The sequence below is a fragment of the Variovorax boronicumulans genome (genome assembly GCF_009811375.1).
GTDB lineage: Bacteria > Pseudomonadota > Gammaproteobacteria > Burkholderiales > Burkholderiaceae_C > Variovorax > Variovorax boronicumulans.
The window spans coordinates 78904-103455 of sequence record NZ_BKDH01000007.1; the positions used below are offsets into that span (position 1 = coordinate 78904).

Sequence of the window (24552 nt, forward strand, 5' to 3'; positions counted from 1 at the left end):
TTCGGATCGTCCGGGCGTAAAAAAACCGGCCTGAGAGCCGGTTTTTTCATGGGCGCGAGGCGCCGTCGATCGCTTACTTGGCAGGCGCGCTGGCCGCAGCCGATGCACCTTCGGCCGGCGCGGCGGCCGCTGCCGGACGGTCCGGCACCGGGAACTTGGCGCCGCCGGCGTTGGCCAGGTACACCACGGCACGGCCGATTTCGATGTCTTCGAAGTCGCCACCGCCCTGGGCGGGCATGGCGCCCTTGCCCTTGAGCGCGTGCTCGAGCAGCGTCGCGTAGCCTTGGCCGATGCGCGGGCCCCAGGCTGCGGCGTCGTTCAGGTGCGGGGCGCCGGGGATGCCGGGTGCGCCGTGGCAGGCCACGCACTGGGCCTTGAACACGGCGTCGCCAGCGGCCAGCGGCCGGTTGGCGTCACGGATCTCGATGGAGCCGACCTTCTTGAGGCGCTCGGCCACTTCACGGTCGCGCGATTCCTTGGTCACGCCGTAGAGCGCCATGTTGTCGCCCTCCGCGGTACCGGCGGGCTTGGTGCCCGAGACCACATAGGACACGAGGCCCACGATGATCAGGATCGGAATGATGAAAGAGAAAAATACCGCGAGCAGCAGTTGCTTCGGGTTCTTGATCGGGCCGGTATGGGCTTCTTCTGTGGCCTGGTTGTGCGGGTCTGCGCTCATGGCGTCCTCAATAACGGGGGGCTCGTCGGGGGCTTTTTCTAACCAACCGGCGATTATAGAGAGGCCCTTTGCCCGCGCGGGCAATTGACCTCTCCATATCGGACGCGCAGGTGTCTCAACCGTTGTTGCGTGTGGCCCAGCCGCCACCCAGCGTCTTGTACAGCGTGACCTGGTTCTGCAGCTGCAGCAGGCGCGTGGCCACCGCCGATTGCTGCGCCGTGAACAGCGAACGCTGTGCGTCGAGCAGGTCGAGCGCGCTGGCGATGCCGTTGCGATAGCGCAGGTCGGACAGCTTGTAGCGCACCGCCTCGGCGTCGGCCTGCGCGGTCTGCGCGCGCGCCTGCTCGCCCAGCGTGGCGCGGCCCGCGAGCGCGTCGGCCACTTCGCGGAACGCCGTCTGCACCGACTTCTCGTACTGCGCCACCGCGATCTCGCGCCCGGCCTTGGCCGAGTTGAGCCCCGCGATGTTGCGGCCCGCATCGAAGATCGGCAGCGTGACCGTGGGCGCGAAGCTCCAGGCCTTGGTGCCGCGGTCGAACAGGTTCGAGAACTCGCTGCTCGCGGTGCCGATCGAGCTCGTGAGCGACACGCGCGGGAAGAAGTTCGCGCGCGCCGCACCGATGTTGGCGTTGGCCGCGATCAGCTGCTGCTCGGCCGCGCGGATGTCAGGCCGCTCGGTCAGCAGGTCAGAGGGCAGGCCGGCCGGCACGTCGGGCATCGGGCGGATGCCCGCGAGTCCCTTGGTGCCACCGGCGGTGGCCTCGGCCGGCACCGGCGCGCCCAGCAGCAGGGCGAGCGCGTTCTCGTCCTGCAGGCGGGCACGCTGCTGCTGCGCATAGGCGGCGCGCGCGGTCTCGGCCTGCGAGTTCGCGGCCTGGAAGTCGATCTCGGACGACACGCCGTTGTCGAAGCGCAGCTTGGTCAGGCGCACCGATTCGTCGCGCGTGACCATGGTCTGGCGCGTGATCTCGAGCAGCTCGTCGTCGGCCAGCAGCGTGAGCCAGCCGCTGGCCACGGCCGCGATCAGGCTGATCTGCGCGGCCTTGCGCGACTCTTCGGTGGCCAGGTACTGCGACAGCGCCTGGTCCTTCAGCGCGCGGATGCGGCCGAAGAAGTCGAGCTCCCACGCGGTGAAGCCGAAGTTGACGGCGTACTGCGAGGCCACGCTGCCCTGGCTGGGATCGATCGCCTGGTAGGCGTTGGGGCTCGAGCGCGAGCCCGTGCCCGTGAGGCCGAGCGCCGGGAACAGCGCCGAGCGTTCGATCTGGAACTGCGCACGCGCCTGCTCGATGTTGAGCACCGACACGCGCAGGTCGCGGTTGTTCGCCAGCGCCGTCTGGATCAGGCCCGCCAGGCGCGGGTCGGTGAAGAAGTCCTGCCAGGGCAGGGCGGCCGCGGCGGGGCCCGACGGCTGCGCCGGGTCGCCCGGGTAGGTCGTCGGCACCGGCGCCGCGGGGCGCTCGTAGGTCGGAATCAGCGAGCAGCCTGCCAGCAGCATCGCGGCGGCCAGCACGGTGGGGATCAGAGGTTTCTTAGTCATGGTGTGTGGTATCTCCCGTGATGCCGGCAGCTGCCGCATGCCGCTTGTCGGCCTCGTGCTGGCGCGCGCTGCCCTTGAACAGCGTGCGCACCACCACGAAGAACACCGGCACGAAGATCACGGCCAGGACCGTGCCGGTCACCATGCCGCCGAGCACGCCGGTGCCGATGGCACGCTGGCTCGCCGAGCCTGCGCCCGAAGCCAGGACCAGCGGCAGCACGCCCAGGCCGAAGGCCAGCGAGGTCATGATGATGGGGCGGAACCGCAGGTGCGCGGCCTCGAGCGCGGCCTCGACCACGCCGCGGCCCTGCGCCTGCAGGTCTTTCGCGAACTCGATGATCAGGATCGCGTTCTTCGCGGACAAGCCGATGATCGTGATCAGGCCCACCTGGAAGTACACGTCGTTGGAATAGGCGCGCAGCATCGTCGCCACCAGCACACCCAGCACGCCCAGCGGCACCACCAGGATCACCGACAGCGGGATCGACCAGCTCTCGTACAGCGCGGCCAGGCACAGGAACACCGCCAGGATCGCGAAGCCGTACAGGATCATGGCCTGCGAGCCGGCGAGCTTTTCTTCACGCGACTGGCCGGTCCACTCGAAGCCGAAGCCTTGCGGCAGCTGGCCGGCGAGCTTTTCCATCTCGGCCATGGCCGCGCCCGTGCTCTGGCCCGGCGCCGCGTCACCGCTGATGCGGATGGCAGGGTAGCCGTTGTAGCGCACGGTCTGCGTGGCGCCCGAGACCCACTTGGTGGTCGCGAAAGCCGACAGCGGCACCGGTTGGCCCTTGGTGTTGACGGCGTTCAGGCGCAGCAGGTCGTCCGGCTGCATCCGTGCCGGCGCATCGGCCTGCACCACCACGCGCTGCAGGCGGCCGCGGTTCGGGAAGTCGTTGATGTAGCTCGAACCCAGAGAGGTCGACAGCGCACTGTTGATCGCGTCGAAGCTCACGCCCAGGGCGTTGGCCTTGTCGCGGTCGATGTCGATCTCCAGCTGCGGCGCGTCTTCCAGGCCGTCAGGGCGCACCTGCGCGAGGATCTTGCTCTGCGAGGCCATGCCCAGCAGCTGGTTGCGCGCGTTGATCAGTGCCTCGTGGCCCGCGCCCGCGCGGTCTTGCAAGCGGAAGCTGAAGCCGCTGGCGTTGCCCAGCTCGGGAATCGGCGGCGGGCTCAGCGGGTAGATGAAGGCGTCGCGGATGCCCGACAGCGCACCGAAGGCACGGCCGGCCAGCGCGCTGGCCGAGTTGGCCGGGTCCTTGCGTTCTTCCCAGTCCTTCAGCGTCACGAAGGCAAGGCCCGCGTTCTGGCCCTGGCCGGAGAAGCTGAAGCCCATCACGCTCACGATGCTCTGCACTTCAGGCTGCTTCAGGATGAAGCCTTCGACCTGTTGCATCACCGACAGCGAACGCTCCTGCGTCGCGCCCGGGGGCAGCTGCACGTTCACGATGATGTTGCCCTGGTCTTCCTCGGGCAGGAACGAGCTCGGCAGGTGCGTATAAAAGTACGCGACGGCGCCGATGATCGCGGCGTAGATCACGAGGTAGCGTGCGGCGCGGCGCAGGATGCGCGCGACCACGCCTTCGTAACCCTTGGCCGTGCGCGAGAAGCCGCGGTTGAACCAGCCGAAGAAGCCGCGCTTCTCATGGTGGTGGCCGGCTTCCACCGGCTTGAGCAGCGTGGCGCACAGCGCCGGCGTGAGCGACAGCGCCATGAAGGCCGAGAAGCCGATCGAGGCCACCATCACCGCCGAGAACTGGCGGTAGATGTTGCCGGTCGAACCCGCGAAGAAGGCCAGCGGCACGAACACCGAGATCAGCACCACGGTCACGCCGATGATGGCGCCCGAGATCTGCTGCATCGCCTTGCGCGTGGCGTCGAGCGGCGACAGCCCCTCTTCGCTCATGATGCGCTCGACGTTCTCCACCACCACGATGGCGTCGTCCACCACGATACCGATCACCAGCACCATGCCGAACATGGTGAGCACGTTGATCGAGAAGCCCAATGCGAGCAGCGTGGCGAAGGTGCCCAGCAGTGCAATGGGCACCACGATCGTCGGGATGATCGTGTAGCGCCAGTTCTGCAGGAACAGGAACATCACCAGGAACACCAGCGCGATGGCCTCGAACAGCGTCTTCACCACTTCGGAGATCGAGATCTGCACGAAGCGCGAGCTGTCATAAGGAATGTCCCACTTCACGCCCTTGGGGAAGTAGCGCTCCAGCTCGGCCATCTTGGCGCGCACGGCCTTGGCCGACTTCAGCGCGTTGCCGGTGGGCGTGGGCTGCACGCCGATACCGACCGCGGGCACGCCGTTCAGGCGCGCGGAGGTGGCGTAGTTCTGGCCACCGAGTTCGACGCGCGCCACGTCCTTCAGGCGCACGGTCGAGCCGTCGGTGTTGGCGCGCAGCACGATGTTCTGGAACTGCTCGACGCTGTTGAGCTGGCCGTTCACCGTGACCGTGGCGGAGATCGCCTGGCCGGGGATGTTCGGCAGGTCGCCGAGCGTGCCCGACGCCACCTGGGCGTTCTGCGCGCGGATCGCGGCATTGACGTCGTTGGCCGACAGGTTGAAGCCTTGCAGCTTCGCCGGGTCGATCCAGATGCGCATCGCGTTCTCGGAGCCGAACAGCTGGGCCTGGCCCACGCCGTCGATCCGCTGCAGTTCCGGCACGATGTTGCGCGCGGCGTAGTCACCGAGCGCCACCGGGTCGAAGTCGGGGTTGTCCGAGGACAGCATCGCGAACAGCAGGAAGTTGTTGCGCGACTTGTCCACGCGCACGCCCTGCTGCGTCACGGCCGAGGGCAGCCGCGGCGTGGCGCGCGAGAGCCGGTTCTGCACGTCCACCTGCGCAAGGTCTTCGTTGGTGCCGGCCTCGAAGCTGATGGTGATGGCGCCGGTGCCGTCGGCCTGGGCCACCGATTCCATGTAGATCAGGCCGGGCGAGCCGTTCATCTCGCGCTCGATCACGGACAGCACGCTGTCCTCGAGGGTCTGCGCGGAGGCACCGGGGTACGCGACGTTGATCACGATGGCCGGCGGGGCCACCGGCGGGTACTGCGAGATCGGCAACTGCGTGATGGCGACGCCGCCCACCACGATGATGAACAGTGCGATCACCCACGCGAAGATAGGTCGGTCGATAAAGAATTTGGCCATGCGAGGCGCTCCTGATTACTTCTTGTCAGCCGGGGCCGAAGCCGGGCTGGCGGCGGGTGCCGCTGCGGCAGCAGACGCTGCCGGTGCCGCGGGTGCAGCCGCGCCGTTCGGCGTCGGCTTCTGCCACGGCACCGCCTTCACGGGCGTGCCGGGCGGCATCATCTGCAGGCGTTGGAAGCCGTCGACCATCACCTGTTCGCCGGCCTTCAGGCCGTCGAGCACCACCCACTGGTTGTCCTTGGCGGCGCTGATCTTCACGGTGCGCTGGCTCAGCTTGCCGTCGGCGCTGACCACCGTCACGTGGTCGCCCTGCTGGGTGCGCGTGACGGCCTGTTGCGGCACCGTGATCGCGTTCGTCACCTGGGCCTGCTCGAGCTTCACGCGCACGTACAGGCCGGGCAGCAGCTCGCCCTTGGGGTTCGGGATCTCGGCGCGCAGCGTGACCTGGCCCGTGGTCGGGTCGACCGTGAGGTCGGAGAACAGCAGCTTGCCGTCCTGCCCGTAGTCGGTGCCGTCTTCGAGCACCACGCGGATGCTCGCGGCTTCTTCGCCGCTGGCACGCTTGTACTGGCCGGCGGCCACGGCGCGGCGCAGCTTGAGCACGTCGGAGGCCGACTGCGTGAAGTTCACGTACAGCGGGTTGATCTGCTGCACCACGGCCAGCTCGGTGGCGTCGCCCTGGCCGACCAGTGCGCCTTCGGTGACCAGCGCGCGGCCGATGCGGCCCGCGATGGGCGAGGTGACATCGGCGTAGCCCTGGTTGATCTTGGCGGTCTGCAGCAGCGCGCGGTTGGCGGCCACGTCGGCGTCGGCCGTCTTGGCGGAGGCCACGGCCGTCGCGTATTCCTGCTTGCTCACGGCGTTGGCTTCGACCAGCGGCTTGTAGCGGTCGGCCAGCGCCTTGGCCTGCACGGCGTTGGCTTCGGCGCGCGCCAGTGCGGCCTGGGCGTTCTGCGTGGCGGCCACCAGCGGTGCGGGGTCGATGCGGAACAGCAGCTGGCCGGCCTTCACGTCGCTGCCTTCGCGGAACTCGCGCTTGAGCAGGATGCCCGGCGTGCGGGCGCGCACCTGGGCGATGCGCGAGGCTTCCAGGCGGCCGGGCAGCTCGGTCACGAGGCCCACGTCGGTGGGCTTGACCGTCACCACGCCGACTTCAGGCGCCGGACGGGCGCCACCGCCACCGCCGCCCGGACCGGCCGGGGCCTCGCCCTTGCCGCAGGCGGCCAGGAACAGGAGGGAGACGAGGGCCACGGTCGCGAGACGCGGCGAAAACGACAAGGACGGTTGACGCGAGACATGCAGAAGAGGCATGTGATTCCTTTGATGCGAAGACGGGAGATGGCGCGTTTGCGGGAGAGATCCGTAAACCAGCACGGGCAGGTGGGCCATCCGAGAAGCGCGCTAGTTTACATACATTCATGGATGTATAGTGACAGCCATGCAATGGCCCCACGATACGCAAAGGGCGTTCGCTTTACAAATCAGGAGACTTGGTGGCACGTCGTACGAAGGAAGAAGCACTGGCGACGCGGAATCGATTGCTCGATGCCGCGGAGTTGCTGTTTCAGGCGCAAGGTGTTTCGCAGACCACGCTGCAGCAGATCGCGCAGCAGGCCGGCGCGACCCGGGGCGCCATCTACTGGCACTTCAAGGACAAGGCCGATCTGTTCAACGCCATGATGGAGCGCGTGATCCTGCCGCTGGAGACGCCGCCCAAGAGCGACATCCCCGGCGATGACCCGCTGGTCGAGATCGAGGAAGGCCTGATCCACGCGCTGACGCTCATGGTCGCCGACCCGCAGGTGCGGCGCGTGTTCGACATCGCGACCCACAAGGTCGAGTACACGCACGACATGGCTTCGGTGCAGCAGCGCCACCTGGACGCGCGCAACGCCTGCGTGGTCGATTTCGAAAAGGCCCTGCGGCTGGCCGCGCGGCGCGCCCGCATCCGGCTGCCGTTGCCGGGCGCGGTCGCGGCGCAGGGCATGCACGCCCTGATGGGCGGGCTGATCCAGAACTGGCTGCTCGATCCCGCGGCCTTCGACCTCGTGTCGACCGGTCGGCGCACCTTCCGCGTCTACCTGGCCGGGCTCGGTTTCCCGCGCACGCCGGCCGGTGGCGTCCCGACGGCGCACGACGCGGAAACCGCCGCGGCCTGATAGGCCATAATGTGTGGCTCCGGTGCTTTGCGGAGCACCTCTCTCGCTGTATTTCAACGGATAGAATTCGGCCCTCCGAAGGCTGAGATCCAGGTTCGATTCCTGGCGGCGGGACCACCTTCAAGACCGGAAATTCCGCAAGGGCTTCCGGTTTTTTCACTTCTTCCCCGACCCGGCGCGGCCTTGCAAGACAAGGCCGATCCGGAGATCCGCGCGACCGGGCCGTGACACGCCGTTGCACCCCGTCACCCGGACGCACGCATGTAAAAATTCCCCGCATGATGGAGCTCTCCGAACTGGACGAAACCAGCCTCGCAGCACACGCCGCCGAATGGCGTCGGCGCGCGCTGCGCGGCGAGAAACAGGCCCGCGGCATCGCACATGCCCTGGAGGCCGAGATGCGCCGCCGCTTCGGCGATTCGATTCCGCCGAGCCAGAGCGCCGACCTGGACACCCGCCCCTTGGCCCTGCGCCAGCCGCCGCGCCCGTGGTGGAAGTTCTGGTGAGCCGGCCGCGCGCCTTCGCCGCCTGATCTGAGCTTTCTCGCCGCCGGCCGCCGGTTGCAGCGCCCCGCCGGCCCTGCCACCATGGCCGCATGGCATACCAACTGCATTACTGGCCCACGATCCAGGGCCGCGGCGAATTCGTGCGGCTCGCACTCGAGGCCGCGGGCGCCGACTACGTCGATGTCGCGCGGCTGCCCGCCTCGCAAGGCGGTGGTGAGTCCGCGTTGGGCCGACGGCTCGGCGATCCCGACAACCCGCGCGCCGCGTTCGCACCGCCGTTCCTCGTCGACGGGGACATCGTGGTCGGCCAGACCGCCGCGATCCTGCTGTACCTCGGCCCCAAGCTCGGGCTGGCCGGCATCGGCGAATCCGACGGGCTGTGGACCCACCAGCTGCAGCTCACCATCGCCGACGCGGTGGCCGAGGCGCACGACACCCATCACCCGATCTCGACCGGCGACTACTACGAAGACCAGCGCGACGCAGCCCTGCAGCGTGCGCGTGCCTTTCGCGAGGCGCGCATTCCGAAATTCCTGAACTGGTTCGAGCAGGTGCTGCAGCGCAACCCTTCGGGCGACCTGCACCTGGTCGGCGACGTGCTGACCTATGCCGACCTGTCGCTGTTCCAGCTGGTGGAGGGCCTGCAGTACGCCTTTCCCAAGGCCGCTGCGCGAGCGCTCGCCGCCACGCCCGCGGTCGTGAAGTTGCACGCGAACATCCGGCGACGCCAGCGCGTGCACGACTACCTGCGCAGTCCGCGCCGCATCGCGTTCAACGAGGATGGGATCTTTCGGCGCTATGCCGAGCTGGATGGCTGAGGGCTATTCGTCGTCGCCGGCTTCGTTGCGGATGCGCAGCGCCAGCTCGTACAGCGTGTTGCGCGGCGCGCCGCTGATCTCGGCGGCCAGCTTCACGGCGGTCTTCACCGGCAGTTCCGCCAGCAGCAGGCGCAGCACGCGCTCGCCTTCCGCGCCGCCGTCGCCGCTCACCGCCACGGGGTGCAGCACCAATGCGAACTCGCCGCGCGTGCGGTCGCGGTCGGCGCCGAACCAGTCGGGCAGCGCGCTGGCGGCCACGGTGGCGATCTCTTCGAACTGCTTGGTGAGCTCGCGGCCCACGGTGATGCGGCGCTCGCCCAGCACGGCGAGTGCGCGGGCCAGGGTTTCGATGCGGTGCGGCGCTTCCAGCAGCACCACGGCGCGCGGCTCCTGCGCGAGGGCCTGGACGGCGGTGTCGCGCTCGCCGGCCTTGCTCGGCAGGAAGCCCGCGAACACGAAGGCGCTGCTGTTGTGCGCATTGCTCTCGCCGCCGTCGGCCACCAGCCCCGCCGCGCTCACGAGCGTGACGACGCTGCTGGCGCCCGGCAGCGGCAGCACGCGCTGGCCGGCGGCGCGCACGGCGGCGGCCAGGCGCGCGCCGGGGTCGCTCACGCCGGGCGTGCCGGCGTCGCTCACGTAGGCGATGCGCTCGCCCTGCGCGAGCCGCGCGACCACGGCCTGTGCGGCCTCGGCCTCGTTGTGCTGGTGCACCGCGAGCAGCCGTGCGCCGGGGCGGTCGATGCCGTAGGCGCGCAGCAGCGTCTGTGTGTGGCGCGTGTCCTCGCAGGCGATCACGTCCACCAGTTGCAGCACATGCAGCGCGCGCAGCGTGATGTCGGCCAGGTTGCCGATCGGCGTGGCGACGACATACAGCGTGCCCTGCGGATAATGCTGCGCGCCCGCGGCGTCGAGCGCGGCCGGCAGGGCCGCGCCGAAGGAAGCAGGGGCGAGTGAAGCCAAGGGGTTTCTCCGTAGGGCAGCGAAAACAAAAAACAGGGCAGGGAGCCATGACGACAAGCACCACGACGACGAAGCATCGCGGCGATGCGGCGGAAGACGCCGCGCTCGACCACCTGCGCCAGGCCGGCCTCGTGCCGGTCGCGCGCAATTATCGGACGCCGGGGCGCGGCGGCGGCGAGGTCGACCTGATCATGCGCGATCCGCGCGACGGCACGCTGGTGTTCGTCGAGGTGCGACAGCGCAGCGCGGGCTCGCATGGCGGCGCGGGCGGCAGCATCACGGCGGGCAAGCAGCAGCGCATCGTGCTGGCCGCGCGGCATTATCTGGGCCGGTTGCGGTCGCTGCCGCCGTGCCGTTTCGATGTGGTGCTGATCGAGGAGAAAATCACCTGGCTGAAAGCCGCCTTCGACGCCGGCTGACGCACCCGCCAGGGAACTGAAGCCTTGCTGAAGGCTCCACCACTCAAACGTCTTGTTTCACGACCCCCAGTTATCATCGCGCCCCATGCTCGAGCAACGGATTCAGCAGCACTTCATCGACAGTGCCGACCTCAAATACCAGACCGGCCCGGTCCTCAGCAAACCCATCTCTCAAGCGATGCAGGCCCTGCTGGCCTGCGTGACCAGCGGCGGCAAGGTGCTGGCCTGCGGGGCCGGCGTGTCGGGCCTGCTGGCCGCGCAGTTCGCGTCGAACTTCGTGGGCCGCTTCGAACGCGAGCGGCCCGAGCTGGGCGCGATCGCGCTGCCCGGCGACACCACCGACCCGGCGGCCGACAGCCCGCAGGCCGCCGATGCCGACCGCTTCGCGCGCCAGGTGCGCGCGCTCGGCCAGGCCGGCGACGTGCTGCTGGTGCTCAGCGCCAGCGGGCAGTCATCCGCGGTGCTGGCTGCCGTGCTTTCCGCGCATGAGCGCGACATGACGGTGGTGGCGCTGCTCGGCAACGCCGCCACGGGGCTGGCCACCGCGGCGCCCGGCGTCGGCGGCACCGGCGGCGCCATCGGCCGCGCGCTGCGCGAAACCGATGTACAGATCAGCGTGCCGCACGAGCGTGCGGCGCGCATTCACGAAATCCACCTGCTCGCGCTGCATTGCCTGTGCGACGGCGTGGATGCCCAGTTACTCGGAGAACAGGAAGTTTCCTCATGACCATGACGACCCTGACCAAGGCCTCGACCCAACGTTTCGCCCTGGCGCTCACCCTGGGCGCGGCCCTGGTGGCCGGACTGTCCGCCTGCGTGCCGCTCGTCGTGGGCGGCGCCGCGGTGGTGGGCGTGGGCATGGTGGCGACCGACCGCCGCAGCTCGGGCGCCCAGCTCGACGACCAGGGCATCGAGCTGCGCGCCGCGGCCCGCGTGCGCGACATCGCCAACGACAACATGTACGTGAGCGTCACCAGCTTCAACCGCCAGGTGCTGCTGACCGGCGCCGTCGGCAACGACGCCGACCGCCGCCGCGTCGAGGACGAGGTGAGCCGCGTGGTCAACGTGCGCTCGGTGGTGAACGAACTCACCATCGGCGCCCCGAGCACCTTCCAGGACCGCTCGAACGACCTGTACATCACCGGCAAGGTGAAGGCCTCGCTGCTCGACGCCAAGGACATCTTCGCCAACTCCTTCAAGGTCGTGACCGAGCGCAGCACGGTCTACCTGATGGGCATCGCCACGCGTCGCGAGACCGACCGCGCCACCGAGATCACGCGCGGCGTGACGGGCGTGGCGAAGGTCGTGCGCGTGGTCGAGGTGGTGAGCGAAGCCGACCTGGCCGCGAGCCAGGCGGCCAACCAGTCGGCCGCGCAGCGCGGCGGCACGGGCCCCGCACCGGTGAGCAATGCGACGCCATCGACGCCGGGTGCTTCCTCCTCGGGTTCGCGCGTGCCGCTGCCGCCGATGGAGCCGCTGCCCGCGCCGGCCGGCGGTGCAACGACCTCGCCGGTCCGCTGAAACCAAAAAGCCCGCTTCCGCGGGCTTTTTTCATTTGAGCCTGATGATCAGGCTCGAGGTGTCCCATCGCCTGCCGCCGGCCTGCTGCACGTCGGCATAGAACTGGTCGACCAGCGCCGTCACCGGCACCCGCGCCCCGTTGCGCTTGGCCTCGTCAAGCACCAGGCCCAGGTCCTTGCGCATCCAGTCGACGGCGAAGCCGTAGTCGAACTTGCCCTCGATCATGGTCTTGCCGCGGTTGTCCATCTGCCAGCTCTGGGCCGCGCCCTTGCCGATGACGCCGAGCACGGCTTCCATGTCCAGGCCCGCGCGCTGGCCGAAGGCGATGGCCTCCGAAAGGCCTTGCACCAGGCCTGCGATGGCGATCTGGTTGACCATCTTTGCGAGCTGGCCGGCACCGCTTTCGCCCAGCAGCGTGACCGCGCGTGAGAACGCCGCGGCCACCGGCTTGATGCGTTCGAAGACAGTTGCGTCGCCGCCGCACATCACGGTGAGTGCGCCGTTCTGCGCGCCGGCCTGGCCGCCGGACACCGGCGCATCGATGAAGTGCAGGCCCAGCGCCTGGGCCGCCTTGGACAGCTCGCGCGCCACGTCGGCAGAGGCGGTCGTGTGGTCGACGAGCACCGCGCCCTTCTTCATGCCGGCAAAGGCGCCGTCGTCGCCCAGCACCACCGAGCGCAGGTCCTCGTCGTTGCCGACGCAGCAGAAAACGATGTCGGCACCCGCCGCCGCTTCGCGTGGGGTGGCGGCATGGCGGCCCGGCGGGCCGAATTCGGCGGCCCAGGCCTCTGCCTTGACGGCTGTGCGGTTGTAGACCGTGACCCTGTGGCCGGCCTTGGCCAGGTGGCCGGCCATCGGCCCGCCCATGACGCCGAGGCCGAGAAAGGCCACCGTCTGGGCGGGGATGGATTCGTAGGTGCGGGTGTTGATGCTGCTCATGGGGCGAGAGCTTAAAGCCATTGGCCCAGGACTCGCGACGAGCCCCCGGAACCACCCCGCAGCCCGCTCAGACGATCGCGAAGTGCTCCGTGCCCGCTGCGAGGTCGGTGCTGCGCGCGCGCTGGCTGTTGAGCTTGATCTGCAGACGCAGATCGTTGGCCGAGTCGGCGTTGCGGATGGCGTCCTCGAAGGTGATCGAATGGCTTTCGAACAGGTCGAAGAGGGCCTGGTCGAAGGTCTGCATGCCCAGGTTGCGGCTCTTCTTCATGATTTCCTTGATCTCGCCCACTTCGCCCTTGAAGATGAGGTCGGAGATCAGCGGCGTGTTCAGCAGCACCTCGACCGCCGCCACGCGGCCCTGGCCGTCTTCGGTGGGCACCAGGCGCTGCGAGACCAGCGAGCGCAGGTTCAGCGACAGGTCCATCAGGAGCTGCGCGCGGCGCTCTTCGGGGAAGAAGTTGATGATGCGGTCCAGCGCCTGGTTGGCGCTGTTGGCGTGCAGCGTGGCCATGCACAGGTGGCCGGTTTCGGCGAAGGCCACGGCGTGCTCCATGGTTTCGCGGTCGCGGATTTCACCCATCAGGATCACGTCGGGCGCCTGGCGCAGCGTGTTCTTCAGCGCCGCCTCCCAGCTGTCGGTGTCGATGCCCACTTCGCGCTGCGTCACCACGCAGTTCTTGTGCGGGTGCACGAACTCGACCGGGTCTTCCACCGTGACGATGTGGCCGTAGGAGTTCTCGTTGCGCCAGTCGATCATCGCGGCCAGCGTGGTCGACTTGCCCGAGCCCGTGGCGCCCACCAGGATGGTCAGGCCGCGCTTGGTCATCGCCACGTCTTTCAGCACCTGCGGCATGCCCAGGCCGTCGATGGTCGGCACCTTGGCGGGAATGGTCCGCAGCACCATGCCGACCTTGCCCTGCTGCACGAACGCGTTGACGCGAAAGCGCCCGATGCCCGTCGGCGAGATCGCGAAGTTGCACTCCTTGGTGCGCTCGAACTCGGCCGTCTGGCGGTCGTTCATGATCGAGCGCGTGAGCGCCAGCGTGTGCTGCGCACCCAGTGCCTGCTGCGACACCTTGGTGACCTTGCCGTCGACCTTGATGGCCGGCGGGAAGTCGGCGGTGATGAACAGGTCGCTGCCGTTGCGGCTCACCATGAGCTTGAGCAGGTCGTTGATGAACTGGCTGGCTTGATCGCGTTCCATGATGTCTGTGCTCCGGGTGGCTGTTCGAATCAGCCGGGGAAGTTTTCTGGGATCTTGGCCTTGCCGCGCGCTTCGGCGGCAGAGATCGTATTGCGGCGCACCAGCTCTGTCAGGTTCTGGTCGAGCGTCTGCATGCCCGAGCCCTGGCCGGTCTGGATGGTGGAGTACATCTGCGCGACCTTGGCCTCGCGGATCAGGTTGCGGATGGCCGGCGTGCCCAGCATGATCTCGTGCGCCGCCACGCGGCCCTGGCCGTCCTTGGTCTTGCACAGCGTCTGCGAGATCACGGCCTGCAAAGACTCCGACAGCATCGCGCGGATCATTTCTTTCTCTTCGCCCGGGAACACGTCGATGATCCGGTCGATGGTCTTGGCGGCCGACGAGGTGTGCAGCGTGCCGAACACCAGGTGGCCCGTTTCGGCCGCGGTCATCGCGAGGCGGATCGTTTCGAGGTCGCGCAACTCGCCCACCAGAATCGCGTCCGGGTCTTCGCGCAGGGCGGAGCGCAGCGCGTTCGCGAACGACAGCGTCATGGGCCCCACTTCGCGCTGGTTGATCAGGCACTTCTTGGATTCGTGCACGAACTCGATCGGGTCTTCCACCGTGAGGATGTGGCCGTACTCGTTCTCGTTGAGGTAGTTCACCATCGCGGCCAGCGTGGTCGACTTGCCCGAGCCCGTGGGGCCGGTCACCAGCACGAGGCCGCGCGGCTTGAGCGCGAGTTCGCCGAAAATCTTCGGGGCGTTGAGCTGCTCGAGCGTGAGGATCTTCGAGGGAATGGTCCGGAACACCGCGGCCGCGCCGCGCGCCTGGTTGAAGGCGTTCACGCGAAAGCGCGCGAGGCCGTCGATCTCGAACGAGAAGTCGACCTCCAGGAACTCTTCGTAGTGCTTGCGGTGCGTGTCGCTCATGATGTCGTACACCATGGCATGCACGGCCTTGTGGTCCAGCGCATCGACGTTGATGCGGCGCACGTCGCCGTTCACGCGGATCATCGGCGGCAGGCCGGCCGACAGGTGCAGGTCGGAGGCTTTGTTCTTGACGCTGAACGCCAGCAGTTGGGTGATGTCCACGGGGCTCCTCGGGCAGGCTTTAGTGACGTTTTGATACGAATTCGGAAGATTATGACGATGATTGGCGACGACCTCCAGCAAGTAAGGGCCCGGATCGACCAGGCCTGTGCAGACGCCGGGCGCGACCCGTCGGCGGTGCGCCTGCTGGCGGTGTCCAAGACCTTCGGGCCGGAGGCCGTGCGCGAGGCGCACGCGGCCGGCCAGGCGGCCTTCGGCGAGAACTACGTGCAGGAGGGCCTGGACAAGATCGCCGCGCTGGCCGATCTGCGCGCGGGGCTCGAATGGCACTGCATCGGCCCTCTGCAGAGCAACAAGACGCGGCCCGTGGCCGAGCAGTTCGACTGGGTCCACAGCATCGACCGCCTGAAGATCGCCGAGCGCCTGTCGGCCCAGCGGCCGGCCCATCTGCCGCCGCTGCAGGTGTGCCTGCAGGTCAACGTGGACGGCGGTGCAAACAAGTCTGGCGTGCCGCCGGAAGAGGCCTTGGTGCTCGCGCGCGCTGTGGCGGTCTTGCCACAGCTGACGCTGCGCGGGCTCATGGCGATCCCCGAACCGGCGGCGGATTTCGCGGCGCAGCGCGAACTGTGCCTGCGCGCGCACGCGCTGTTCGAATCGATCCGCGCGGCGGGCATCGCGCTGGACACGCTGTCGTTGGGCATGAGTGGCGACCTCGAAGCGGCGGTCAGCGCCGGCAGCACGATGGTGCGGGTCGGTACGGCGATCTTCGGCGGGCGGGCGCGCAAGCCCGCCTGAAGTCATAGGCCCCTAGCGCAGGAAGAACAGCAAGCTCATCGTCAGCCCCGTGGCAACGATGCCCGCGCGCAGCCAGGCCGGCGGCAGGCGCCGCGCGCCCCGGGCGCCGAGGTAGCCGCCGAGCAGCGCGGCGCCCGCCATGATCGCGGCCTCGCGCCAGGCGATCAGGCCGCCCCAGGCATAGAGGGCGACCGCGATCAGCGTGAGCAGCGCCGACACCTGGTTCTTGAGCCCGTTGGCCGCCAGCAGGCGGGTCTGGCCGAGCAAGCCGAACAGTGCCAGCAGCAGGATGCCCAGCCCGCCGTTGAAGTAGCCGCCGTAGACCGTGACGGCGAGCACCGAGACCATCGCGACCGCCGGCCGGTGCGCGCCCGACTGTCGAGACGCCGTGAGGCGCGGTGCCAGCACGAACAGCAAGGTGGCGAGCAGCAGCAGCCAGGGCACGACGCGGCGGAAGGTGGCATCGGGCGTCAGCAGGAGCAGCAGCGCGCCGGTACTGCCGCCGATCAGCGAAAGCACCACGAGCGTCCGCATGGACAGCCCGGGCGGCGGTTGGGTGTCGCCGCGCAAGCCCCAGGCCGCCGACAGGTAGCCGGGCAGAAGCGCGAGCGTGCCCGTGGCGTTGGCGCTGACGGCTGGCACGCCGGCGAACACCAGTGCCGGCAGCGTCAGGAAGCTGCCGCCCCCGGCCACTGCGTTCAGGGCGCCCGCCACGAAGGCTGCGGCGATCAACGTCGCATCGACAAGCATTGCGCGACCCTCAGGCGAAGCGGCAGGCTTCTTCGAACGCGAGTCTCGGATGGCGCTCGAACAGCTTGGCGGGGTCGCCGTGGCCGAGGTTGCACAGGAAGTTGGTGCGCACCGAGGTGCCGTGCCAGAAGGCGGCGTCCATGCCGTCCGCGTCGAAGCCCGACATCGGCCCGCAGTCCAGCCCGATGGCGCGGGCTGCGAGCATGAAGTAGGCCGCCTGCAGGCTCGCGTTGCGGAAGGCCGTGCGCATCGCGTGCGCCTCCTTGTCGGGCCCCGTGAAGTCGTCCTGCATCGACGGCCGGTGCGGAAAGAGCCGTGGCAGCTCGCGGTAGAAGGCCGTGTCGAAACCGAGGATCGCGGTGACGGGCGCCGTCATCGTCTTGTTGACGTTGCCGGGCGAGAGCAGGGGCCGCAGGCGTTCGCGGCCTTCGTCGGTGCGCACGAAGACCACGCGCATCGGCGAGCAGTTGGCCGAGGTCGGCCCCCATTTCACGAGCTCGTGGATCTGGCGCAGTTGCGCTTCGCTGACCGGTCGGGGCAGCCAGCCGTTGTGGGAGCGGGCCTGGCGGAAAAGGGTGTCGAGGGCGCTGTCTGGAATCATGGGGAAGGTGTGTCGTCGAAGGACCGCATCAGGCGAAGCGCCGCGATGGCGATGGCGCCGTCGGCCTGCGTCAATGCGTCGAGGATCGAGAAGTGATCGTGGCCGGGGCAGTCGATGTGGCCAGCGTGCACGTCGTGCCACTGGCGCTGGATGATCCCGCATTGTTCGTGAAAGCCGGCGTTCTCCTCGCTGCCCAGCGCGGTGAGCAGGGGTGCGGCAGAGACCGGTCGCAACAGGGCTGGGCTCAGGACTGCTGCGCTGTGCGGCGTGAAGCGCGTGGCCTCCATCACCGACGGCACGTCGAGCAGCGGGCGCAGGTCGTACAACGCGCTGATGCAGACGGCGGCTTTCACTTCGGGTTCGGTGGCCAGCAGCATCGCTGCCAGGTGCCCGCCGGCCGAATGGCCGCAGGCGAACAGGCGTCCGGGCGGTGCGTCCCACTGCGCGTGGTGCGCGGCGAGCCAGGCTGCCGCGCTGCGCATCTGCGCGACGATGGTCTCCACGCTCACTGCGGGGCACAGCGCGTAGTTGACCACCGCCACCGCGTAGCCCGCGGCGGTGAAGGGCGGTGCAACCAGCGAGGCGTCGCTCTTGTCGAGCGAGCGCCAGTAGCCGCCATGGATGTACATCAGCGTGCCGCGCGGGCGGCCCTCGGGCAGGAACAGGTCGAGGCGCTCGGCCGCGTGCGGCCCGCAGGCGATGTCGAGCCGCGCGCGGGCGCGCTCGCGCACCGCGGCGGACGCGCGTGCCCAGCCGTCGAAGATGTCCTGGTAGTGCGGGACGGCCAGGCGCGCGTTGTAGCGGCGCTCGCCGTCGCCGGCCGTGGGGTTCGGCGGCATGGCGGGTTACGCGCTGGCGCCGATGCGCTCGACCACGGCCCGCAGGTCGGCGCGCACCTTCTCCGGCAGCGCCGCGACCGGTGGGCGCGTCGGCCCGGCGCTGCGGCCCGCGAGCGTCATCGCTTCCTTGATGACGACCGGGAACGAGCCCCAGGCCCAAGCCGCGCGCAGCGGCGCGAAGATGTTCGACACGCGCAGCGCCTCGTCGTGGCGGCCGGCGCGCAGCGCGTCGTACATGCGCACCATGAGCTCGGGGAACACGTTGGCGGCGGGCGAGATGGTGCCTTGCGCGCCGTGGAACATCATCGACAGCGCTATGGTGTCGCGGCCCGAGAACAGCAGCGCGGGGCGCGGCGCGGTCAGCAGGTACTCGATGGACTGCGTGAGGTCGCCGCCCGAGTCCTTCATGCCCACGATGTTGTCGGCCGCCTGCATGCAGCGCGCGAGCGTGGCGGGCAGCACATTGACGGCGGTGCGCGGCGGGTTGTTGTAGAGCATCACCGGCAGCTTCGTCGCGCGCGCCACGGCGGTGTAGTGGGCCACCAGCTCGTCCTGCGTGGGCTGCACGAAGTACGGCGTGATCACCAGCGCCAGATCGGCGCCCAGGGCTTCGGCGGCCTGCGTGAGCGCGATGGCGTCGCGCGTGGTGGCGCCGCCGGTGCCGGCATACAACGGTACGCGGCCGTCGATGGCGCGCATCGACAGCTCCAGCAGGCGGATGTGCTCGTCGCGCTCCAGGGCGAAGAACTCGCCCTGGCTGCCGGCGACGGAAATGCCGTGCACGCCGGCGTGGATGTAGCTGTCGATCAGCTCGCCGACGCGGGCTTCGTCGAGCCGGTGGTCGGCGGTGAAAGGCGTGGCCATGGCGGGCACCACGCCGTGGAATTTCGAGAGGTTCAAAGAGAGCTCCGGAAGAAGAACGAAGAGGGGGCGACGGGCGGCGTCAGTCGACGCCCATCAGGTGGCCCAGCTGCACCACGTAGTGGCCGAAGGCGGCCGCTTCCTTGGTGGTGCGCGGGTCGCGCGGGCGCGGCAGGTCGATGCGGATGTCCTCGACGATGCGCCCCGGCCGCTCGGACATCACGAGCACGCGGTCCGAAAGAAAGACGGCTTCCGAGATGCTGTGGGTGATGAGGATCACCGTCTGGCGCATCTCCTGCCACAGGCGCAACAGCTCGACGTTGAGCTGGTCGCGCGTGAGCGCGTCGAGCGCGCCGAAGGGCTCGTCCAGCAGCAGCACCTGGGGCCGCATCACGAGGATCTGCCCGAGCGCCGCGCGCTGGCGCATGCCGCCCGAGAGCTCGTGCGGGTAGTTGCGGCGGAACTTCTCCAGCTTGAGGATCGGCAGCAGCGCTTCCACGCGTTCGTCGATGTCCTTCTTCGGCAGCTTGCGCACCTCGGCCGCGAGGCGGATGTTGGCTTCCACGGTTTCCCACGGCAGCATGTTGTGGGTCTGGAACACCACGCCCACGTCGTCGGACATCCGCGTCTGCAGGTGGTCGAGCACGCGCACCTCGCCGCCCGCGTCGGGCTGGATCAGCCCGGCCACGATGCGCAGCAGGGTGCTCTTGCCGCAGCCGCTCGGTCCGAGGATCGAGACGAACTCGCCGCGCTGCACCGTGAAGTCGACCTGCTCCAGCGCGCGCACGCTGTGGCGCGCGTCGAAGGTCTTGGCGACGCGGCTGACGCCGATCGCTGTGTCGATGGCTCCGGGGGCGCGCACCGTCGCCTCGCCGGTGGCCACAGTCCCAGGCTTCACTTGCGGGCCCCCACCCAGCCGCCTTCGGAGATGTCGAAGACCACGCCGTCGAGGTCGCGGAATTTCATCTCGTAGTACAGGCTCTTCTTGTCGTGCGGCAGGTCCATGAAGAAGGTGCCGCCGTTGTCCTCGATGGCCTTGCGCTGCGCGTCCAGGTCGTCGACCCAGAAGCCGAAGTGATGCGTGCCGATCCAGTCCTTGCCCTTTTCAATGCCTGCCGCCTCGTCGGTCTTGTAGTTCAGCAGCGCCAGGCAGATGGTGCCGTCCGTGAGGTACACGCCGTCGGCGATGGGCGAGTGCGTGGGCTCGACGATGGTGAGGTCGAAGACCTCGCTGTAGAACTTGGCCGCCTTCTGGGGATCGGGAACGGCAAGGGCGATGTGACGCAGTTTGGCCATGGGGATGTCTCCTGAGTTGAAATCTTTGAAAGGACGAAAGAGAAAGAGGGGTGAAGGCTCAGAGCCCGCGCCACCAGATGCGCTTGGCGGCCAGCTCGACCAGCAGGTACAGCAGGCCGGCGACCACCGAGATCACCACCAGCGCGGCGAACAGGTAGTCGGTGCGCGCGTTGGCATTGGCCTCGAGGATGAGGTGGCCGAGCCCGCGCTCGGAGCCGACGAACTCGCCCACGATCGCGCCGATCACGGCCAGCGGCATCGCCGAGCGCAGGCCGTCCATGATCGACGGCAAGGCCGAGGGCACGTAGAGGCGGCGGAACGTGGTCCACGACGAGGCGCGGATGGCGCGGAAGTGTTCGACCAGGTGCGCCGGCGTTCCCGCCAGTCCGCCCATGGTGGCGATCACCACCGGGAAGAAGGCGAAGAGAAAAGCCATCAGCACCTTGGAGGTGTCGCCGTAGCCGAACCAGATCACCATGAGCGGCGCCAGTGCGATCTTGGGCAGGCCCTGGAACACCACGATGAGCGGGTACAGCGACCGCCGCACCACCGGGACGGCGTGGATCGCGAGCCCGAGCAGCACGCCGCCGATGGCCGCCAGCGCGAAGCCGGCCAGCACCTCCTGCGTCGTGACCCACGACTGCACGAGCAGCGCCATGCGGTTCGTCCACAGGCTGTCGAGCACCTGCGACAGCGGCGGCAGCAGGTAGCGCTTGATGCCGAACACGTCGACCGATTTTTCCCACAGCAGGCCCAGTGCGAGGAACAGCAGGGCGGGGTCGGTGAAGCGGCGCCACGATTCGGCGCGCGAGGAAGGGGCGGGGTGCATGTGTCTTGTCTCCGGATCTTTTTTTGTGTCGTGTCTTGTCTTGTCGCGTGGTGGGCGTTCAGCGCTTCGGGTCGTCGCTGTCTTCGCCTTTGGTGTCCTGTGCCCTGCGCGGCCCCCACTCGGGCGGCGGCACCACGAACCGGTCGAAATGCCACTGGTCGAAGGCCGCGAGGTCGTTCTTCCAGACGCGGGGCGTGTAGGGCTGCGCGGGCGTGATCTGCACCATCTCCGCGTAGAACTCGCAGTAGTTGCCGTCGGGGTCCTTGAACACGAGGAACAGGTTCTCGCCGGGCCCGTGCTTGCCGATGCCGCGCACGATGTCGATGCCCTGCGCCTGCAGGTAGCGCGCGGCGTCCTCGATCTCGGCCAGCGAGCCGAGCTGGTAGGCGAAGTGCTCCAGCCCGGGCCGTCCCGGCACGTAGGTGGCAGCATGCTGCGGGTCGCCGGGCGCAATCTGCGCCAGCGCCAGGTCGTGGTGGTCGTTCCCGCAGCGCAGGAAAGCCATCTGGTCCTCGATGTGGTCGGACACCTCGAGGCCGACGATCTCGGTGTAGAAGCGCACGGAGGCCTTGAGGTCGCGCACGTTGAGCACGACGTGCCCGAGGCGCTGGGGACGGGGGCGTTGAACCATCGGTGTTGCTCCCGCGCTCATGGTGCGAGCAGGTCGTTGCTGTACGCGTCCTGCGGCTTCACCTTGCCGCCGAGGCCGAAGGCCTTGTCGACGAACTGCACGGTGGCGCGCATGCGGTCATCGCGCAGATGGCCCAGCCCCTTGGCCTTGGCCGCCGGGTCGACCAGCAGGTCGTTCACGTCCTTGATCTGCGCCAGCGCCACGGCGCGGTCGGTGGTGGGAAACATCTTCACCATGAGGTCGGCCGCCTGCTCGGGGTTGGCCATGGCGAACTCGTAGCCGCGGTACGAGGCGCGCAGGAACTTCTTCACCACCTCGGGGCGCTTCCTGATCAGGTCTTCGCTGGCCGCGAAGCCGCTGCCGTAGGCGTCCAGGCCGAAGTCGCTGTACTCGATCCAGCCGAGCGTCACGCCCGCGGCCTGGGCCTGCTTCTGCGTGACGGCGCGGTTGCTCCCACGCCAGCATTCGGCCAGGTCGACCTTGCCTTCGATCAGCGAGGCGTCGACCACGGCGGGGTCCATGCGCAGGAGGCGGATGCTGTCCTTGGGCTGGCGGTTCAGCTCCAGCCAGGCGGGCACGACGTTGTGCACCGGCGAGGCCGAGCCGCCGCCCAGGCGCAGGCCTTTCATGTCGGCCGGCGTCTTCGGCTGGTGGCGCTTGGTGTCGAAGCAGATGCCCGCGGGCCAGCGCGTGTTGATGGCGCCGATCATGCGGATCTTGCCGCCGTTGGCGCGGTTGAGCACGAGGCTGATCGGGTCGACGTAGCCGAACTCGAACTGGCCCTGGTCCAGCTCGTTGGCGGTGCGGTTGCCGCCGTAGCCGCGCACGATGGCGGTGTCCAGGCCCAGCTCGCGGAAGAAGCCCTGCGCCTGCGCGACGATCACGCCCACCGAGCTGCCCTGCGGCAGCCAGGCCATGTTGTAGGTGACCTTCTGCTGGGCGAGCGCGGGCGCCGCGGGCAGCAGCAGCGCGCTGCAACAGGCGATGCCGGTCAGCGCGCGCGCGAGTGCGGCCAATCCTCTGCGGGTGGGTTGCATGTCTTTGTCTCCATACCTTGTTGTTCGTGATTCGAAAGAACGGGGCCGTGGCCCCGCCGTGCGGACGCTCAGAGGCGCTCTGCCTGCACCTGGTTGGACAGCCGTCCGATGCCTTCGATGCTCGCCACCAGCCGGTCGCCTGCGTTCAGGTAGATACCCCGACCCATGCCCACGCCGGTGGGCGTGCCGGTGGCGATCACGTCGCCGGGTTCGAGCGTGACGATGGTCGACAGGTAGGCGATCTGCTCGCGCACCGTCCAGATCATGTTGGCCGTGCTGTCCTGCTGCATGGGCTCGTCGTTCACGTCCAGGCGCATCTGCACGGCCTGCGGGTCGGGGATCTGCCAGGCGGGCACCAGCCACGGGCCGATGGGCGCGAAGGTGTCGTGGCACTTGCCCTGGAACCAGTCGTGCTTGAACGGGTAGTCGCCGCGGATGTTGAGGTCGCGCGCGGAGATGTCGTTGACGATCGTGTAGCAGGCCACGGCGTCCAGCGCGTCTTCGACCGAGATGCGGCGGCAGCGCTTGCCGATCACGGCGGCGAGTTCGACCTCCCAGTCGAGCTTGCTGGTCTCGGGCGGCATCTGGATCGTCTCGCCGTTGCCGATCACCGTGTTCGAGAGCTTCAGGAACATGTACGGCTTGCTCTGCGACTTGGCCGCCAGCACCGTGCCCATCTCGTTGGCGTGCGAGGCGTAGTTCGAGGCGGCGCAGAAGATGCGGCTGGGCACGAAGGGCGCAGCCACGGCCGCGGCGCCGTCGGCCACCGGCCGGATCGCGCCCGAGGCGGCCAGCGCGGCGGCGATGGGCGTGGCGTCGCGCAGCCAGGTCTGCGCGTTCGCCCAGTCGCGCAGCATGGCTTCGACGCCTTGCGTGACCCAGGTTTCGGGCAGCGGTGGCAGGCCGGCCGCGCGGGCCGCCTCCAGGTCGTACAGCTGGCTGTCGATCACCAGGGCGGGGGCAAGCCCGCCGGCGCGGCGGTAAGTGGCGAGCGCGATCCAAGACATTCGATTGACTCCTCTTTTGTAGGTGGGTTGGAATCCGCGACGGGTGTTTTGCATTCAGTGTCTGCGAATTGTGTGCAATTTTATGTTTTGGTGTTCACGAACGTCAAGGGTTTGTCGCGGCATGCCTGAAACGGGCGTGCGGACGCATGCCGCGGCCGGCCTGCGCCGGGAGCGGCGGGCCGGGGCGGGCAGCGGAAACGGGAGGGAGGGAGAGGGCGCGGCAGCCGCGTCAGGCGGCGGCGCTGGAAGACGGGGTGCGGGAGGCGCTGCCGTCGAAGTGCTGCAGCACGTTCATCGCCGAGTTGGCCGCATGGCTGTGCATGGCGGCGGCGGCGGCGTCACCGTCGTGCGCCAGCAGGGCGGCAACGAGGGCCTCGTGCTCGACATGGGAATGCTGCAGGCGGTTTTCCGTCGTGAAGAAGCCTTGCGAGCGGAAGGGGGCGAGGCGCTGCCGCAGGCTCAGTGCGAGGTCCTGCAGCGTCTTGTTGCGGGCGCCGGCGTAGATCAGCGCGTGGAATTCCTCGTTCAGCGCGGCGTACGCTTTCGCGTCGCCCTCTGCCGCGGCGCGTCCGGCTTGCTGATGAACGAACTCGATGCGCTTGCGCTCCGACGGCGCGGCGCGCAGCGCACACAGCTTGGCGCACAGGGCTTCCAGTTCGCCGGAGGCTTCGAACAGGCCGTCGAGGTCGGCGGGCGCCATCGTCGCCACCGAGAAGCCGCGGCGCGGCAGGTGCTCGATCAGCCGGGTCGAGGCCAGCTGGCGCAGTGCATCGCGCACCGGGCTGCGCGAGACGCCGAAGCGTGTCGCGATCGTCTGTTCGTCCAGGCGCTCGCCCGGTTGGAAACGGCGCAGCACGATTTCCTCGGCCAGGCGGTCCGAGATGGTCTGGGACAGCGTTTTTCCAGGCTCGTTTTCCATGGTTTGCTTCTTCGGGGGCGTGCCGCCCACGTGGCGTGGGACGACATATTG

Annotated in this window: 26 protein-coding genes and 1 tRNA gene; 8 read left to right on the top strand and 19 right to left on the bottom strand. The window is 68.8% G+C overall.

Going from position 1 to position 24552, the window contains the following annotated elements:
• Nucleotides 1-73: 73 nt before the first annotated feature.
• The 4 genes from VHAB30_RS30480 to VHAB30_RS30495 all read right to left on the bottom strand — a co-directional run bounded on the left by VHAB30_RS30480 (nt 74) and on the right by VHAB30_RS30495 (nt 6690).
• On the bottom strand, nt 74-679 hold the full coding sequence (locus tag VHAB30_RS30480; RefSeq protein ID WP_062481762.1) for a c-type cytochrome: 606 nt from the start codon (nt 677-679) through the stop codon (nt 74-76).
• A gap of 115 nt (nt 680-794) precedes the next feature.
• The gene (locus tag VHAB30_RS30485; RefSeq protein ID WP_070063806.1) at nt 795-2219 is read right to left on the bottom strand and encodes an efflux transporter outer membrane subunit; all 1425 of its coding nucleotides are present in this window, start codon (nt 2217-2219) and stop codon (nt 795-797) included.
• Nucleotides 2212-5379 (bottom strand): efflux RND transporter permease subunit, encoded by a 3168-nt coding sequence (locus VHAB30_RS30490; RefSeq protein ID WP_062481757.1) that lies wholly within the window; start codon nt 5377-5379, stop codon nt 2212-2214. The genes VHAB30_RS30485 and VHAB30_RS30490 overlap by 8 nt, the downstream gene beginning before the upstream one ends.
• Nucleotides 5380-5394: 15 nt before the next feature.
• Nucleotides 5395-6690 (bottom strand): efflux RND transporter periplasmic adaptor subunit, encoded by a 1296-nt coding sequence (locus tag VHAB30_RS30495; protein ID WP_062481754.1) that lies wholly within the window; start codon nt 6688-6690, stop codon nt 5395-5397.
• Between the two features lie 179 nt (nt 6691-6869).
• On the opposite strand from VHAB30_RS30495, the gene VHAB30_RS30500 reads away from it, so the two are divergent.
• From VHAB30_RS30500 to VHAB30_RS30515, 4 genes are all read left to right on the top strand, one after another.
• Nucleotides 6870-7538 (top strand): TetR family transcriptional regulator, encoded by a 669-nt coding sequence (locus VHAB30_RS30500; protein WP_159279657.1) that lies wholly within the window; start codon nt 6870-6872, stop codon nt 7536-7538.
• Between the two features lie 42 nt (nt 7539-7580).
• Nucleotides 7581-7655: transfer RNA gene (locus tag VHAB30_RS30505), tRNA-Arg, on the top strand.
• Nucleotides 7656-7816: 161 nt separating this feature from the next.
• Nucleotides 7817-8044 (top strand): hypothetical protein, encoded by a 228-nt coding sequence (locus VHAB30_RS30510; protein WP_062481748.1) that lies wholly within the window; start codon nt 7817-7819, stop codon nt 8042-8044.
• 89 nt (nt 8045-8133) lie between these two features.
• Nucleotides 8134-8862: a glutathione S-transferase gene (locus VHAB30_RS30515; RefSeq protein ID WP_159279658.1), complete on the top strand. Its 729-nt coding sequence runs from the start codon at nt 8134-8136 to the stop codon at nt 8860-8862.
• Between the two features lie 3 nt (nt 8863-8865).
• Here VHAB30_RS30515 and rsmI read toward each other — a convergent pair whose 3' ends face one another.
• Nucleotides 8866-9822, bottom strand: coding sequence for a 16S rRNA (cytidine(1402)-2'-O)-methyltransferase (gene rsmI, locus VHAB30_RS30520; RefSeq protein WP_159279659.1), 957 nt, complete (start codon nt 9820-9822; stop codon nt 8866-8868).
• A gap of 47 nt (nt 9823-9869) precedes the next feature.
• Here rsmI and VHAB30_RS30525 point away from each other — a divergent pair, with 47 nt between their 5' ends.
• The 3 genes from VHAB30_RS30525 to VHAB30_RS30535 all read left to right on the top strand — a co-directional run bounded on the left by VHAB30_RS30525 (nt 9870) and on the right by VHAB30_RS30535 (nt 11762).
• The gene (locus VHAB30_RS30525; RefSeq protein WP_062482319.1) at nt 9870-10241 is read left to right on the top strand and encodes a YraN family protein; all 372 of its coding nucleotides are present in this window, start codon (nt 9870-9872) and stop codon (nt 10239-10241) included.
• An 85-nt stretch (nt 10242-10326) separates the two neighbouring features.
• Nucleotides 10327-10968 (top strand): SIS domain-containing protein, encoded by a 642-nt coding sequence (locus VHAB30_RS30530; protein ID WP_062482322.1) that lies wholly within the window; start codon nt 10327-10329, stop codon nt 10966-10968.
• Nucleotides 10965-11762 (top strand): BON domain-containing protein, encoded by a 798-nt coding sequence (locus tag VHAB30_RS30535; RefSeq protein ID WP_095950095.1) that lies wholly within the window; start codon nt 10965-10967, stop codon nt 11760-11762. The genes VHAB30_RS30530 and VHAB30_RS30535 overlap by 4 nt, the downstream gene beginning before the upstream one ends.
• A gap of 30 nt (nt 11763-11792) precedes the next feature.
• Here VHAB30_RS30535 and VHAB30_RS30540 read toward each other — a convergent pair whose 3' ends face one another.
• From VHAB30_RS30540 to VHAB30_RS30550, 3 genes are all read right to left on the bottom strand, one after another.
• A complete protein-coding gene (locus tag VHAB30_RS30540) occupies nt 11793-12701 on the bottom strand; it encodes an NAD(P)-dependent oxidoreductase (RefSeq protein WP_159279660.1) in 909 nt (302 codons plus the stop codon).
• 67 nt (nt 12702-12768) lie between these two features.
• A complete protein-coding gene (locus tag VHAB30_RS30545) occupies nt 12769-13905 on the bottom strand; it encodes a PilT/PilU family type 4a pilus ATPase (RefSeq protein WP_159279661.1) in 1137 nt (378 codons plus the stop codon).
• Between the two features lie 29 nt (nt 13906-13934).
• Nucleotides 13935-14978, bottom strand: a complete 1044-nt coding sequence (locus VHAB30_RS30550; RefSeq protein ID WP_062482334.1) for a type IV pilus twitching motility protein PilT — start codon at nt 14976-14978, stop codon at nt 13935-13937.
• A gap of 51 nt (nt 14979-15029) precedes the next feature.
• On the opposite strand from VHAB30_RS30550, the gene VHAB30_RS30555 reads away from it, so the two are divergent.
• Nucleotides 15030-15731, top strand: coding sequence for a YggS family pyridoxal phosphate-dependent enzyme (locus VHAB30_RS30555; RefSeq protein ID WP_159279662.1), 702 nt, complete (start codon nt 15030-15032; stop codon nt 15729-15731).
• 12 nt (nt 15732-15743) lie between these two features.
• On the opposite strand, the gene VHAB30_RS30560 is transcribed toward VHAB30_RS30555, so the two are convergent.
• The 11 genes from VHAB30_RS30560 to VHAB30_RS30610 form a co-directional block, all read right to left on the bottom strand.
• Entirely contained in the window at nt 15744-16481 is a 738-nt protein-coding gene (locus VHAB30_RS30560) for a sulfite exporter TauE/SafE family protein (RefSeq protein ID WP_159279663.1), read from the bottom strand.
• Nucleotides 16482-16491: 10 nt separating this feature from the next.
• Complete coding sequence (locus VHAB30_RS30565) at nt 16492-17082, bottom strand: malonic semialdehyde reductase (RefSeq protein ID WP_159279664.1); 591 nt, start codon at nt 17080-17082, stop codon at nt 16492-16494.
• Nucleotides 17079-17921, bottom strand: coding sequence for an alpha/beta hydrolase (locus tag VHAB30_RS30570; protein ID WP_159279665.1), 843 nt, complete (start codon nt 17919-17921; stop codon nt 17079-17081). Before VHAB30_RS30570 ends, VHAB30_RS30565 begins: the two co-directional genes overlap by 4 nt.
• Nucleotides 17922-17927: 6 nt before the next feature.
• Complete coding sequence (dapA, locus tag VHAB30_RS30575; protein ID WP_159279666.1) at nt 17928-18821, bottom strand: 4-hydroxy-tetrahydrodipicolinate synthase; 894 nt, start codon at nt 18819-18821, stop codon at nt 17928-17930.
• A 43-nt stretch (nt 18822-18864) separates the two neighbouring features.
• Nucleotides 18865-19680 (bottom strand): ABC transporter ATP-binding protein, encoded by an 816-nt coding sequence (locus VHAB30_RS30580; protein ID WP_235926969.1) that lies wholly within the window; start codon nt 19678-19680, stop codon nt 18865-18867.
• Nucleotides 19677-20078 carry a VOC family protein gene (locus VHAB30_RS30585; RefSeq protein ID WP_159279667.1) on the bottom strand — a complete coding sequence of 134 codons (402 nt, stop codon included), beginning with the start codon at nt 20076-20078 and terminating at the stop codon, nt 19677-19679. The genes VHAB30_RS30580 and VHAB30_RS30585 overlap by 4 nt, the downstream gene beginning before the upstream one ends.
• A 58-nt stretch (nt 20079-20136) precedes the next feature.
• Nucleotides 20137-20907: an ABC transporter permease gene (locus VHAB30_RS30590; protein WP_159279668.1), complete on the bottom strand. Its 771-nt coding sequence runs from the start codon at nt 20905-20907 to the stop codon at nt 20137-20139.
• Nucleotides 20908-20965: 58 nt separating this feature from the next.
• Nucleotides 20966-21538, bottom strand: a complete 573-nt coding sequence (locus tag VHAB30_RS30595) for a VOC family protein (protein WP_159279669.1) — start codon at nt 21536-21538, stop codon at nt 20966-20968.
• Between the two features lie 17 nt (nt 21539-21555).
• Complete coding sequence (locus VHAB30_RS30600) at nt 21556-22575, bottom strand: ABC transporter substrate-binding protein (protein ID WP_159279670.1); 1020 nt, start codon at nt 22573-22575, stop codon at nt 21556-21558.
• 68 nt (nt 22576-22643) lie between these two features.
• Entirely contained in the window at nt 22644-23582 is a 939-nt protein-coding gene (locus tag VHAB30_RS30605) for a fumarylacetoacetate hydrolase family protein (protein WP_159279671.1), read from the bottom strand.
• Between the two features lie 229 nt (nt 23583-23811).
• Nucleotides 23812-24501, bottom strand: coding sequence for a GntR family transcriptional regulator (locus tag VHAB30_RS30610; RefSeq protein ID WP_099793338.1), 690 nt, complete (start codon nt 24499-24501; stop codon nt 23812-23814).
• Nucleotides 24502-24552: the final 51 nt, after the last annotated feature.

What these genes read in the sequence shown, in the direction of transcription:
- VHAB30_RS30495 (WP_062481754.1), bottom strand. Translation starts at nt 6,690, where the DNA reads ATGCCTCTTCTGCATGTCTCGCGTCAACCGTCCTTGTCGTTTTCGCCG.
- VHAB30_RS30555 (WP_159279662.1), top strand. Translation starts at nt 15,030, where the DNA reads ATGACGATGATTGGCGACGACCTCCAGCAAGTAAGGGCCCGGATCGAC.
- VHAB30_RS30610 (WP_099793338.1), bottom strand. Translation starts at nt 24,501, where the DNA reads ATGGAAAACGAGCCTGGAAAAACGCTGTCCCAGACCATCTCGGACCGC.
- VHAB30_RS30570 (WP_159279665.1), bottom strand. Translation starts at nt 17,921, where the DNA reads ATGCCGCCGAACCCCACGGCCGGCGACGGCGAGCGCCGCTACAACGCG.
- VHAB30_RS30490 (WP_062481757.1), bottom strand. Translation starts at nt 5,379, where the DNA reads ATGGCCAAATTCTTTATCGACCGACCTATCTTCGCGTGGGTGATCGCA.
- VHAB30_RS30540 (WP_159279660.1), bottom strand. Translation starts at nt 12,701, where the DNA reads ATGAGCAGCATCAACACCCGCACCTACGAATCCATCCCCGCCCAGACG.
- VHAB30_RS30605 (WP_159279671.1), bottom strand. Translation starts at nt 23,582, where the DNA reads ATGTCTTGGATCGCGCTCGCCACTTACCGCCGCGCCGGCGGGCTTGCC.
- VHAB30_RS30525 (WP_062482319.1), top strand. Translation starts at nt 9,870, where the DNA reads ATGACGACAAGCACCACGACGACGAAGCATCGCGGCGATGCGGCGGAA.
- VHAB30_RS30600 (WP_159279670.1), bottom strand. Translation starts at nt 22,575, where the DNA reads ATGCAACCCACCCGCAGAGGATTGGCCGCACTCGCGCGCGCGCTGACC.
- VHAB30_RS30585 (WP_159279667.1), bottom strand. Translation starts at nt 20,078, where the DNA reads ATGGCCAAACTGCGTCACATCGCCCTTGCCGTTCCCGATCCCCAGAAG.
- VHAB30_RS30480 (WP_062481762.1), bottom strand. Translation starts at nt 679, where the DNA reads ATGAGCGCAGACCCGCACAACCAGGCCACAGAAGAAGCCCATACCGGC.
- VHAB30_RS30535 (WP_095950095.1), top strand. Translation starts at nt 10,965, where the DNA reads ATGACCATGACGACCCTGACCAAGGCCTCGACCCAACGTTTCGCCCTG.
- VHAB30_RS30590 (WP_159279668.1), bottom strand. Translation starts at nt 20,907, where the DNA reads ATGCACCCCGCCCCTTCCTCGCGCGCCGAATCGTGGCGCCGCTTCACC.
- VHAB30_RS30545 (WP_159279661.1), bottom strand. Translation starts at nt 13,905, where the DNA reads ATGGAACGCGATCAAGCCAGCCAGTTCATCAACGACCTGCTCAAGCTC.
- VHAB30_RS30485 (WP_070063806.1), bottom strand. Translation starts at nt 2,219, where the DNA reads ATGACTAAGAAACCTCTGATCCCCACCGTGCTGGCCGCCGCGATGCTG.
- VHAB30_RS30515 (WP_159279658.1), top strand. Translation starts at nt 8,134, where the DNA reads ATGGCATACCAACTGCATTACTGGCCCACGATCCAGGGCCGCGGCGAA.
- VHAB30_RS30560 (WP_159279663.1), bottom strand. Translation starts at nt 16,481, where the DNA reads ATGCTTGTCGATGCGACGTTGATCGCCGCAGCCTTCGTGGCGGGCGCC.
- VHAB30_RS30595 (WP_159279669.1), bottom strand. Translation starts at nt 21,538, where the DNA reads ATGGTTCAACGCCCCCGTCCCCAGCGCCTCGGGCACGTCGTGCTCAAC.
- VHAB30_RS30530 (WP_062482322.1), top strand. Translation starts at nt 10,327, where the DNA reads ATGCTCGAGCAACGGATTCAGCAGCACTTCATCGACAGTGCCGACCTC.
- VHAB30_RS30565 (WP_159279664.1), bottom strand. Translation starts at nt 17,082, where the DNA reads ATGATTCCAGACAGCGCCCTCGACACCCTTTTCCGCCAGGCCCGCTCC.
- VHAB30_RS30510 (WP_062481748.1), top strand. Translation starts at nt 7,817, where the DNA reads ATGATGGAGCTCTCCGAACTGGACGAAACCAGCCTCGCAGCACACGCC.